The following is a 12,524-nucleotide window of genomic DNA, read 5'->3' as shown; positions in this document are numbered from 1 at the left end:
TCGCTGTTAAACAAGGGGAACTGGAATGGATTATCGTGGTGGCTTCCCGGTTTTTAAAGGCGAGCGCTGTCGCTTCTTCGGAACGATTCCATCCTCTCCGCTAGGTTGGTACCCTAAAATCAAAAACCCCCGCTGGAAATAATCCAGCAGGGGGGGAATCTACGCTTATTCGGTCTCGGACGATGCGGCAGCAACGCTATCCTTCTTGCGGACGGACAGCTCGCCGTTCTCCTCGTCGATGATGAGGGCATCGCCTTTCTTGACATTGCCCTTCAGCAGTTCCTCGGAAAGACGGTCCTCGATATGCTTCTGGATGGCCCGGCGCAATGGACGGGCACCGAAGGCAGGGTCGTAGCCTTCTTTCGCGATGAACGCCTTCGCCTGATCGGTAAGCTCGAATTCCACGTCGAATTCGCGCAGCCGCTTGCGCAGCTCGTCGGACATCAAGGTCACGATCTCGGCGATATGCTTCTCTTCGAGCGAGTGGAACACGATGATCTCATCGATCCGGTTCAGGAACTCCGGACGGAAGCTCTTCTTCAGCTCATCCATCACTTTCGTCTTCATATTGTTATAATCGCGGCCCGCATCGGTCACGGCGGTGAAGCCGAGCGTCGAATTGCGCTTGATCGCCTCGGCGCCGACGTTCGACGTGAGGATGATCAGCGTGTTGCGGAAGTCAACGACGCGGCCCTTGGAATCGGTCAAGCGTCCGTCCTCCAGCACCTGGAGCAGAATGTTGAACACTTCAGGATGCGCCTTCTCGATCTCATCCAGCAGGACGACGGAGTATGGCTTGCGGCGAACCTTCTCGGTCAGTTGGCCGCCTTCCTCGTAGCCCACGTATCCCGGAGGCGCTCCGACGAGACGTGCCGTGGAATGCTTCTCCATGTACTCGGACATGTCGATCCGAACGACCGCATTCTCATCGCCGAACATCGCTTCGGCAAGCGCGCGTGCAAGCTCGGTTTTACCAACGCCTGTAGGTCCAAGGAAGATGAAGGAGCCCATCGGACGCTTCGGATCTTTCAGACCTGCGCGTGCACGGCGTACCGCACGGCTGACAGCCTTAACGGCTTCTTCCTGACCGATGACGCGGCTGTGCAGAATCTCTTCGAGATTGAGCAGGCGCTCCGTCTCTTCTTCCTTCAGCTTATTCACCGGAATTCCGGTCCAGTTCGCCACGACATCGGCGATATCCTCAGGCGTAACCTCGGAATCGGTGCGGCCCTGCTTTTCCTTCCACTGATTCTTCGTAATTTCGAGCTCTTCGCGCAGCTTCTGCTCGGTATCGCGAAGTGCAGCGGCCTTTTCGAATTCCTGGCTTTGGACAGCGGCATCCTTCTCCTTGCGGATGTCTTCCAGATGCGCTTCCTGGTCTTTCAGATTCGGCGGAATCGTGTACGTATTCAAGCGTACCTTGGAGCCCGCCTCGTCGATCAGGTCGATGGCCTTATCCGGCAGGAACCGGTCCGTAATGTAACGATCGGACAGCTTCACGGCTTGCTCGATCGCCTCATCCGTAATCTTCACGCGGTGATGCGCTTCATATCTGTCACGCAGCCCGTAGAGGATCTGAATCGCTTCCTCCGGAGAAGGCTGATCCACCGTGATTGGCTGGAAGCGCCGTTCAAGGGCAGCATCCTTCTCAATATATTTGCGGTATTCATCCAGCGTCGTCGCCCCGATGCACTGCAGCTCGCCGCGCGCCAGGGACGGCTTCAGAATGTTGGAAGCGTCGATCGCGCCTTCCGCACCGCCTGCACCGATCAGCGTATGCAGCTCGTCGATGAACAGGATGATGTTGCCCGCTTGGCGGATCTCATCCATAATCTTCTTCAGCCGGTCTTCAAACTCGCCGCGGTATTTCGTGCCGGCCACGACCGAGCCCATGTCGAGGGTCATGACCCGCTTATCGCGGAGCGTTTCCGGAATTTCATTATTGATAATGCGCTGAGCCAAGCCCTCGGCGATGGCCGTTTTACCGACCCCTGGTTCCCCAATCAAAACCGGGTTGTTCTTCGTGCGGCGGCTCAGCACCTGAATGACGCGCTCAATCTCTTTGCTTCGGCCGATGACCGGATCCAGGTTGCCTTCCTTGGCAATCGCGGTCAAATCGCGGGCCAAGCTGTCCAGCGTAGGCGTGCTTACGTTTTGCGGCGTGCCGTGGTGGCTCGATACCGCCTCGCTGCTGCCGAGCAGCTGCAGCACCTGCTGGCGCGCCTTGTTCAGGCTGATGCCCAGATTGTTCAGCACGCGTGCTGCCACGCCTTCGCCCTCGCGAATCAATCCAAGCAAAATATGTTCTGTTCCAACGTAGGTGTGCCCCAGCTTGCGGGCTTCATCCATGGAAAGCTCAATAACCTTCTTTGCCCGCGGCGTGTAGGCAATATTGGTTGGCTGCTCTTGGCCGCGTCCGATCAAGGTCTCTACTTCGTCTTGGATTTTCTCAAGACCAAGCCCGAGGCCGATCAGCGCTTTAGCCGCAATGCCGTCTCCTTCGCGGATGAGTCCGAGTAAAATATGCTCTGTTCCGATATTGTTATGTCCCAGACGCACGGCTTCTTCTTGAGCCAATGCAAGCACCTTCTGAGCACGTTCCGTAAATCTGCCAAACATCATAATATTGCACCTCCACGTTTCATGTATATTTACCCTCACGAATTTCGGTGTATCGCCGCCCCGAAGGGTCGCGACGCTGCCCGATTCGCCTATTAAAAGAAACAACGGTTATATTCCATTAACCGAACCCTGGCATTTTTATCCCGGGTCAAGAAATATTCTTCCTGAAAGCCCTAGATTCCTGTCTCTTAATCAAAAGTTCATCTACGGCTTCGCAGCCAGCGTTTCCCTGATGAGCTTGGCTCTGTACATATCGCGTTCCGAAGGATTCATGCTCTCCCCGAACGTCTTTTGCAGGAAGCCCGGCTGCGTCTTCACATTAAGCTCATTCATCACCGAGCTGGCCGGACCTTCAAGCAATCCCAGATCCACACCGAGACGGACATCGGACAGCCGCTGCGCCGCTTCCTTGGAATCCATAACCGCCGCGTAGGACAGTATGCCATAGGAGCGCATCACCCGGTCCGTGATCCGCAGCTTGGATTCATTAAGAAGACGCTGTCTGGCGTTCTTCTCATGCTCAATGATCTGCAGGGCGACACTGTGAAGATTTTCAATAATCTCGGCTTCGGTCTGGCCAAGCGTAATCTGGTTGGAGATCTGGAACAGATTGCCCACAGCTTCGCTGCCCTCGCCGTAAATGCCCCGAACGGTCAAGCCCACCTGAGACACGGCCGAGAGAATCCGGTTGATCTGCTGGGTCATCACCAGCGCCGGCAGATGCATCATAACCGAGGCACGGAGGCCGGTTCCGACGTTCGTCGGACAGCTGGTCAGGTATCCCCGCTTGTCATCAAAGGCATAATCGACATGCGCTTCGAAAATATCGTCCAGCGCCGTCGCCCGCTCCCAAGCTTCTCTAACCTGAAAGCCCGGATATAAACACTGTATGCGTAGATGATCCTCTTCATTGATCATGATGCTGACGGATTCGTCCTCTGTCAAAATGACAGCGCCGTTTCGGGATTCATTGGCCAGATTGGGACTGATCAGATGCTTCTCGACAAGCACCCGTTTATCCAAATCGTCAATATCGCTCAATTTGATAACATGCAGCTCCCCGAAATCGTTCAGCCGCTCCCTATCCTTGATGACGCTGATCAGGCGCTCTAGCACTTCGCTCGACTGCTGATTCGTCGCCAGCAGCGGGAAAGGAAGCTGCTGCAGATTGCGCGCCACCCTGACACGGGTGCTGATGACAATGTCGGAATCCTGACCATTCCCGCGCATCCATTCGCTCAGCGCCGTATCGGTAAACCGGTGATTAGACATCACGCATTCCTCCTAGCTAAAAGTGCATCATCATAAGTTCCTCATCCTTGGGCGATATTTCGCTCAAGCTCGCGGATCCGGTCCCGAATCTCGGCGGCCGTTTCAAACTCCTCCTGCACGATCCGGAACTGAAGCTCCTTCTTCAGCTCCTCAATCTTGCGCTTGAGCTGAATGACACCGCCGGTCCGCTTCGGCACCTTGCCGACATGGGACGTATTGCCATGCACTCGCTTGAACAGCGGATCCAGGCGATCCGAGAAATATTTATAACACGAGCTGCAGCCGAAACGGCCAAGCTTGCTGAATTGGGAATACGTCATGCCGCATTCCTCGCAGCGCAGTGTCTGCGCCGGCTTGGCTCCCGCATTCTGGCCCTTGCCGGAAGGATCCAGATCCAGGAGCCCTGACAGCAAACTGTGTATAGAAAAACCATTCGACGTCCCGGGGATCAATTCCCCTTTTTCACGGGCACAAGATTCACAAAAATGAAATTCGGTCTTCTCGCCATTCACGATTTTCGTAAAATGCAATGTCGCTGGTCGTTTACCACATTCCTGGCATATCATACTCCATGCCCTCCTTACACAGACTCACTTACCTAACAAAGCAATAAGCATGGCCTTCATGATTCTCGCACGGAGCTCATCCCGGTAAGGAAGCTTCACATTGAGGCAATCCCTCGAAATGGCGGCCCGCATCAAGCTGGCCTCTCGTTTGTTCAAGAACCTTGACTCCTCCAGCTGGTAGATCAGCCCTTCCGCGACCGTCTGGTCGATCCGGCTGCCGATCGTATGATGCAGATGCTGGTGGAGTGCGGAATGCTGGGGAAGCTCGATCCGCTGGATGCGGATATAACCGCCGCCTCCGCGCTTGCTCTCGACGAGAAAGCCCTTCTCCAGCGTAAATCTGGTGCTGATGACATAGTTGATCTGGGAAGGAACGCAGGAGAACTGCTCCGCCAGATCGTTCCGTTGAATTTCAACGGTTCCCTCCGGGCTTTCCTGCAAAATGCTCTTGAGGTATTGTTCGATAATATCAGAGATATTACGCATGGTCTGTTCATCCTCCACTGTTTGAAACGATAAGACGGATTGTGATCTTACACGTCCGCACAGAGTCATACCTTTAAATTTTAACCATAATCAAAATCAGCGAACCCTGCCCGTTGACTTTGACTTTCTTTGACTTTAATCTCATTATAGCATAACTTTAAAATTTGCCAAGGGGGGGCCACAAAATTTTCGCGCCGGTCTGTTATTCGTAGTCTGCCCATTTTTTCTCACCCTTATAGCCACAGCCCCGCAGGAATTTTGCCTCTTCGAGCGCCTTCCAAGCCTGCCCTTAATCCCCACAACGCGCGCCCGCAACTCGAGGCTATAGAAAAAAGCAGCCTGTCCCGGTTCCCCGGCCATAAGGCTGCTCTTCCCTGACTTTATTCCTTTCGAGCCTTCCCGCTGCGCCCTGTCTTTACGCGTCGTAGCTGATTAAATAATGCTGAAGCTCTGTATTGTAATAACCAATACTGTATTCAATAATCGTCCCCGCACCGTCGTAAGAGGATCTTAGCCGCTTGAGAAGCGGCGTGCCCGGGCTGACGCCAAGCAGACCCGCCATCTCTTCATCCGCTACGGCCGCCAGAAAACGGTCACGGAAATTCTCCAGCGTAATCTGGCTTTCTTCAATCCGGTCATAAAGGGAAGGGAGCTCGCCAGGCCCAAAATCCCCTCCCATATCGACAAGCGGCGAAACATAATGCGTATAGTGAATGTAGGGCTGCCCGTCCAGCAGGTACAACCGCTCGATGCGAAGGCATTTTTCGCCGAATTTTTCATACATCTCGCTATCCGGCTCGTGAAACACCCATTCGGTCTTCAGATGGCGCTTCTGAATCTGATGCCCTTCCTCGACCAGAATCTCGGTAAACAGCTTGCCCTTGGAAAGCTTCGAGAACGAGGTGTTGCGGGTTACAATCGTCCCTACCCCGCTGCGTTTCTCGACATAGCCCTCCTGGTGCAGCTCCTGAATCGCATTGCGCACGGTCATCTTGCTGACGTTGAATTCCTGCTCCAGCTGCGGCTCAGAAGGAATATGGGTTCCCAAAGGATACACCCCATGCAGGATCCGGTCCTTGATGATCTTCTTGATCTGAAGATACAGCGGACCGTTCTTACGCGTGATCGACATACGTTCGTTCACCTTACCTTTCCACATCCGACCTATGATCACCCATTGCTCGCAGAATGTCAAGCTCTCCTGCTGTCGGCGTATCTCCAGGTACCGTGTGGGCCAGCATGGCTGCCGCTGCCGCGAATTCAACGGTCTGTACAGGATCATATCCCTGCAGCAGGCCATGGATCACGCCGCTGGCATAAGCATCCCCCGCTCCGATCCGATCATAAACGGAGAAGGTCAACGTTCTCGAAAAATGAAAAGCTCCATCCTTATACAAATATCCCTTCAGGGAATGGGTATTGTCTCCATTAATATGGCGGTGGGTGCCGGAAAGGGCGGAAATGCCGTACGTCTCCGCTACCTTCGGTATCAGCTCCCCGAGCTGCTCCGCCCGGTCTTCCCGCTTCGTTTCCATCCCGAGAATATAAAGCGCATCCTTCTCATTCATGAAGACGATATCCGCAAGGGACAGCATCTCCTCATAATGCGGCTTGGCAAAAGCATAGCCGTCCGCGCCCCACAGGGATGGCCGGTAGTTGCAGTCGAACACCACCGTGCCGCCGTTAGCCTTCACTTCCCGGGCCAAGGTCTTCATCTGCCCCCGGACATTCTCGTTCATGGAAAGCGTGATTCCGCAAAAGTGGATCACATCGATGCTCCGGGCAATCGCCGAAAAATCATACATCGCAGGGTCCGCCGTATTAAAACTGCTCCCCAGCCGGTCCGTATAAGTGACCCGTCCGGGCCGAACGCCAAAGCCATTCTCCAAAAAATACATGCCGACGTACTTGCCGCCGCGGCTAATGAAGGAGGTGTCGATTCCCAGCTTGCGTAGATACGCAATCGCCGCATCGCCGAGCGGGTTATCCGGCAGCGTACTGACCAAATAACCGGCATGCCCAAGCCTTCCAAGGGCCGAAGCGATATTAACGCCGGTCCCCGAGAAGGAATAGTTCAGGCTGCTCTCTTGCGCCAAGGAGGCATAGCCCGGCACCTGCAGCCGCATCATGACCTCGCCGAATGCCGCAATCACCTTAGGCATATTGATCAACCAACGCTTTTAACGTCTGATGAAGCTCCTGCACATCGCTGACAATCGTATCGCCGCTCGCCGAATCGATGATCGAGGAGTATACATGCGGGATCACCTGGCGCACGCCGGCTTCCAGCGCGATCCGGACGATCGCTTCGAAATTGTCTTTGTCGATCCCGCCCGTCGGCTCGAGGGCGAAATCCTCTTCCGCACACGCCTTGGCCACTGCCCGGTATTCCTCTTCCAGCTTCAAGCCTTGCATCGGGAAGTATTTAAGCGCATTGCCGCCCATGTCGCGTACCAGGGCAATCGCCGCCTTCACGGGAACGATCGCTTTGTCCGTACCCGCCGCACTCGCCGGCCCCGTCGAAATATTAACGTAGCCTGCTTGGCCGGACGGGGAAACAAGGCTGTTGATCCAGCCGTCCTGACCGTTCAGATTGGCGCGCGTCGCGCCGACTGCCGGGAACACCTGATTGATGTGAGTTCCAGGGTAGCTCTTCACGATTTCCGCCACGACGGCCGCCTGGCGGTTGTCGCCTGCGCCTAGCCCGATCGACACGGCATCCTCAATCGCCGCGCCGTACTCCTTCATGGCAATGACCGCTTCCTGCGCGCTCGGGTAATTTTTCGAAAGCACGCCGACCAGGACATGCCCTTCCGCTGCTTCAAAGACGTCTTTGGCATTCTGGATGCTGCCTGCCAGCACATTCAATGCCGTGCGGTTTTTATATAATCGTTTCTCCATGTTCGACATGTTATTTTCCCCCTGCAATCTGCTGAATTCTTGTTATGATGACCTGCAGATCATCGCCGGCGAGCGAGCGTGGATCAATATCGAAATATCCCTGACGTACACCGTAGTCCCGGGTGTATACGGCGATCTCGCCTTCCCGTAGCTGATCATTCATCGCCTTGGCGCTGATGCCCGCTGCCTGCTCATCCACTTTGACCCGTCCACGGAAGATCGCTCGGCCGGCCTCATCCTGCACGATGGCCACGTCGATGCCCGGCAGGCTGGACAGCGTCTTAAGCTCCTCCAGCGCAGCCTTCTCCTGCGCGCTCTTATCTTCCTTCACCATATACTCATCAAGTGCCTGAAGCAAGCCGAACGTTGTCTCCTTGCCTACCTTCATGCTTCGTCCGATACCATGAAGCTGCGCCTTGACCCACTCGACGTATTGGCGTTTGCCGCCGACGATGCCGGAGGTCGGGCCTTCGATTGCTTTGGAGCCGCTGTAGATGGCCAGATCCCCGTATTTCACATACTTCTGGATATCCTCCTCTGCCGCCGCATCGACGATAAGCGGGATACCATGGGCTCTGGCGACTTCGGCCGCTTCCTCGACGGAAATCATGTTTTTCTGAACGCAGTGGTGCGACTTCACATACAAAATCGCCGCGGTGCGCTCATTAATCGCTTCCTCGATATGCTCTTTGCGTCCTTCATTGGCATACCCGACCTCGACCACCTTGCCGCCGCCCAGATAAACCATCGTTTCGACCGGTGCCCCGTACTGGACGTTATGTCCTTTGAACATGATGATCTCATTCTTCGCGATCGGCTCTTGATGGAGTCTGTCGCTCCGTCTCCGCTGGCCCTCCGTCACGATGCCCGCTACCGACAAGGCGATGCCGCTTGATGCCGAGTTCACGACGACGGCGGCTTCGGAGCCGAGAATGCGGGCGATATAATCGCCTGCCTTGTCTACCAGGTCCGCTATTTCGACGTAGCTCTGACCGCCGATCCGCATGGCTTCCATGACGGTATCCGTTGGTGCCGACACTCCGAGTATGCTCATGCGGCCGCTGGCATTGACAACTCGCTTGAGTCCGTATTTAGCATGCAGTGAATGATCCATTGACTACCACTCCTTTAGGTTCGATATAACGGTCGGCAATGCGCGTCTCTCCCTCGGAATCGGTCAAGCTCTGCGGCCCCTGCCGAACCGCAAACAATGTGAGGTGGGCCGCATCGCCCACATGAATTCGGCCGAGCTCCGGCCGTTTCAGCCAAGCCGCCGCCTTGACCGTGACGGCAGAGATGACTTCCTGCAGACTGTAGCCGAGATATAAAAATTTGGTCATCACGCTTGCCAAGCTGTATACGGGGCCATTGATCCGGTTTCCCCGGTAAATATCGGAGCTGATCGTTCCCGGCTCGATCCCATGGTCTTTCGCGTATTCCGCTACCTGGAACGAGAAGCTCGCTGTGCCATGGCCGACATCCATATGAACGCCTCGCTCGATGGCCTTGACCAGGGACGGAATCGGCTTGCCGTCCGGATCGAACAGATTATTCTTTTTGCCGTTCAGATAATGCGTGACAATGTCCCCTTCCTGAAGCAGGTCCAGCACCTCATTCACCGGCGGTGGTCCGGAACCGATATGCACCATAATCGGCAGCGATGTGCGCCCCGACAATTCCCGGGCACGCCGCAAAGGTTCTACCCCGTTGTCCTTTACAACGCTTTGGCTGATCCGCGCCTTCAGGCCCACGATAAAATCGGGATATGCACGGGCCGCCTTGACCGCTTTCCCCTGATCGATCCACTCCAGCCTGGACAGCTCATCGATCCGCTGCAGGCCGATGCGGGAGATGTTCAGAAACGCAAACACATTCGTCTTCGAGCGGGCAACCTCAGCGGCCAAATCGCCGATATCGTCCGCTCCGCAGCTTCCTGCGTCCACGATCGTGGCTACGCCCTGCTTGACGCCGATCTCGTCGATGGCATCCCCGTAGGGCTCCAGCTTGGCAACCGCATGAACATGCATATCAATCCATCCGCTGGACACATACAGCCCCGTACCGTCAAATCCGTCCTCGCCCGCCGCCGTGTTGGCCGCGGCAAGCTCGGTGATGAACCCGTTCTCAATCACGATATCGAAGGGTTCTTCCTCGTGCACCGTTCTTACATTCCGCAGCACAAAACGCTGCTTCATTCTCATCACCCCTTCGCATGGCAGAATTTCAGCTTTTTTCTTGAGGCGCATCCATCCGCCAATAGCCTTGCGATAAACCATTTATAGGTATAGCATAGCACAGATCATCGCATACGTGAATATAACGTTATAATGTTTAATCGAATAGTTACTCCACCTTCCATTCCACTAAGATGAGGCTGCCTTTTGTATGGCAAATAAAAAACAGAGGCTCTCCCAAAGCCATATGGATGACTTTTGGGACAGCCCCGCCAATTCTCAGTTTATAAGGTATAGGTAAATGTGCCGCACTCGATCAAATCTCTAGCGTTCTTGCCGATGAACACCTTGAAATCTCCTTCTTCCACCTCATACTGCTTCTTGGCGGTGAAATACGAGAGCATTTCCGGCTCGATTACAAACTCCACCATCGCTTTCTCTCCCGGGGCAAGATGGATTTTATGAAAGCCCTTCAGCTCAAGCAGCGGTCTGGACGTGCTGCCCCATAGATCGCGAACGTACATTTGTACGATTTCTTCGCCGGCGTAGTCCCCGGTATTCTGCACCGTCACCATCGCCTTCACGCTGCCGCCCGGCGTTAACGTATCGCCGATCAGCGCGGCGTCCGAATACGTATATTCGGTGTAGCTCAGTCCGTAACCGAACGGATAGAACGGCGCATTCGGAATGTCGAGATATTTGGAGAGGAAACGGAAGTCGTTATCCTCATGCCCTTTCGGTCTGCCGGTGTTCAAGCAGTTGTAGTACACCGGCACTTGTCCGACGGTATACGGAAAGCTCATCGTCAGCTTCGCCGAAGGATTCGCGTCCCCGAACAGCAGGTCGGCGACCGCGTTTCCTCCCTCCGTTCCCGGGAACCACGCTTCCAGAATCGCGGGAACGTGCTCGTGGTACCACTTGAGCTCCAGCGGACGTCCATTGAAGAGAACAAGAACGGTAGGCTTGCCGAGCTTCAGCACCTCCTCGACCAGCTTCGGCTGAACGCCCGGCAACGTTAAGTACGCTCGGCTGCCCCCCTCGCCGCTCATATGATCCTCTTCGCCCATAGCGAGAATGACGACCTCTGACGAGGCGGCCGCTTCCAATGCGGCTTGGAAGCCGGAAACGTCATTCGAGCTGTAATCGCACCCGGCTGCAGCCGTGATTTTCACGTCATTTCCTAATTTATTGATAAGACCTTGTTTTACGGTGACCGCCTCTTCCGGTTTTCCGAGCCCGCTCCAACCGCCCAAAATCCGGCCGCTGTCGGCGAACGGTCCGATAACCGCAACCGATTTGACGTCCTTCTTCAGCGGCAGAATGCCGTCGTTCTTTAACAGCACCATCGATTTCTGGGCAGCCTCTCTCGCCAGCTGACGATACTCAGGCTTCAGGTGCGCTTCTTTTTCGCGCTCGATGTTGATGTAACGATAGGGATCGTCGAACAGACCGAGCTTGAATTTCAACGTGAGGATGCGTCTGACCGCCTCATCGATCAGCGCAACGTCTACCTCGCCCCTTTCAACCAATTGCTCAAGGTGGCTGATGTATTCCGTCGATATCATCTCGATGTCAAGACCCGCTTCCAGCCCCTGCTTCGCTGCGTCTTCGCCGTCTTTGGAGCTCATATGGAAGATCGTTTCCCAAAGCGAGGTGTAGTCGGAAATGACCACGCCCTCAAAGCCCCACTCCTCTCTGAGCACGTTTCTCAACAGGAAGGAGTTGGTTGTAGCAGGCACCCCGTCGTAGACGTTAAAGGACGTCATGATCAATTCGGCGCCTGCGTCGAGCCCCGCCTTGTAAGCAGGCAAATAGTAATTGCGGAGCGCAGCTTCCGACATATCGACGGTGTTGTAATCCCGTCCGCCCTCCGCCGCGCCGTATGCCGCAAAATGCTTCACGCATGCCGCAACCGTATCGAGCGCCTTCAGATCGTCCCCTTGAAAGCCTCTTACCATCGCTGCGGCCATTAGACCGTTCAAATACGGGTCTTCTCCGGGGCTTTCCATTACCCTTCCCCATCTCGGATCGCGAACGAGGTCGGCCATCGGCGCGAAGGTCACGTTAATGCCCGAGGCGGCGCCTTCCGCTGCGGCAACCCTGGAGGTATCCTCCGCAAGCTTCGGCTCCCAGCTGGAAGCAAGGCCGAGCGGGACCGGAAACACCGTGCGGAAGCCGTGAATAATATCGAACATGAAGAGCAGCGGGATTTTCAGCCGATTATGTTCAAGGAATACCTTCTGCACTTCGTACGCCGTTTCGGCATCGGTCGCGCTCAAGATCGAGCCCAAATTCGAAATGAGATCCTTGCTGAGTGTACGCTCGGATACGGGACCGGTCACCGGCGTCGAGACTTCGATTTTTGAATTGTAGGAACGCAGCACGGTTCCCGGGTCGGTCTGGTACATTTGCCCGATTTTTTCGGCAAGGGTCATCTGGGATAGAAGCTCTTCCACTTTCGTTTGGATCGTTGAATCGGTGTGCATCAAGTTGTAGTTCCCTC

General features: G+C 55.2%; 10 protein-coding genes. All 10 read right to left on the bottom strand.

Annotation, left to right across the window (positions count from 1 at the left end):
* Positions 1-165 precede the first annotated feature (165 nt).
* The gene (clpC, locus tag MKX76_RS25890) at positions 166-2,622 is read right to left on the bottom strand and encodes an ATP-dependent protease ATP-binding subunit ClpC (RefSeq protein WP_007132596.1); all 2,457 of its coding nucleotides are present in this window, start codon (positions 2,620-2,622) and stop codon (positions 166-168) included.
* Positions 2,623-2,826: 204 nt separating this feature from the next.
* Complete coding sequence (locus tag MKX76_RS25885) at positions 2,827-3,894, bottom strand: protein arginine kinase (RefSeq protein WP_144873031.1); 1,068 nt, start codon at positions 3,892-3,894, stop codon at positions 2,827-2,829.
* A 41-nt stretch (positions 3,895-3,935) separates the two neighbouring features.
* The gene (locus MKX76_RS25880) at positions 3,936-4,460 is read right to left on the bottom strand and encodes a UvrB/UvrC motif-containing protein (RefSeq protein ID WP_007132598.1); all 525 of its coding nucleotides are present in this window, start codon (positions 4,458-4,460) and stop codon (positions 3,936-3,938) included.
* Positions 4,461-4,484: 24 nt separating this feature from the next.
* A complete protein-coding gene (locus MKX76_RS25875; protein WP_007132599.1) occupies positions 4,485-4,946 on the bottom strand; it encodes a CtsR family transcriptional regulator in 462 nt (153 codons plus the stop codon).
* 415 nt (positions 4,947-5,361) lie between these two features.
* Positions 5,362-6,078: a GntR family transcriptional regulator gene (locus tag MKX76_RS25870; protein WP_040740231.1), complete on the bottom strand. Its 717-nt coding sequence runs from the start codon at positions 6,076-6,078 to the stop codon at positions 5,362-5,364.
* A gap of 13 nt (positions 6,079-6,091) precedes the next feature.
* The gene (locus MKX76_RS25865) at positions 6,092-7,108 is read right to left on the bottom strand and encodes a PfkB family carbohydrate kinase (RefSeq protein WP_144873034.1); all 1,017 of its coding nucleotides are present in this window, start codon (positions 7,106-7,108) and stop codon (positions 6,092-6,094) included.
* A complete protein-coding gene (gene dagF, locus MKX76_RS25860) occupies positions 7,101-7,856 on the bottom strand; it encodes a 2-dehydro-3-deoxy-phosphogluconate aldolase (RefSeq protein ID WP_341034841.1) in 756 nt (251 codons plus the stop codon). The genes MKX76_RS25865 and dagF overlap by 8 nt, the downstream gene beginning before the upstream one ends.
* A 1-nt stretch (position 7,857) precedes the next feature.
* On the bottom strand, positions 7,858-8,961 hold the full coding sequence (locus tag MKX76_RS25855; protein ID WP_007132603.1) for a DgaE family pyridoxal phosphate-dependent ammonia lyase: 1,104 nt from the start codon (positions 8,959-8,961) through the stop codon (positions 7,858-7,860).
* Positions 8,939-10,042, bottom strand: coding sequence for an amidohydrolase/deacetylase family metallohydrolase (locus tag MKX76_RS25850; RefSeq protein WP_213616953.1), 1,104 nt, complete (start codon positions 10,040-10,042; stop codon positions 8,939-8,941). Before MKX76_RS25850 ends, MKX76_RS25855 begins: the two co-directional genes overlap by 23 nt.
* A 263-nt stretch (positions 10,043-10,305) precedes the next feature.
* Positions 10,306-12,507, bottom strand: a complete 2,202-nt coding sequence (locus MKX76_RS25845) for a glycoside hydrolase family 3 N-terminal domain-containing protein (protein WP_341035080.1) — start codon at positions 12,505-12,507, stop codon at positions 10,306-10,308.
* Between the last annotated feature and the right edge of the window lie 17 nt (positions 12,508-12,524).

It is taken from the genome of Paenibacillus sp. FSL R5-0810 (assembly GCF_038002285.1).
GTDB lineage: Bacteria > Bacillota > Bacilli > Paenibacillales > Paenibacillaceae > Paenibacillus_AQ > Paenibacillus_AQ lactis.
Note: the sequence above shows the minus strand (reverse complement) of the source record. Positions and strands in the feature narration are given on the sequence as shown.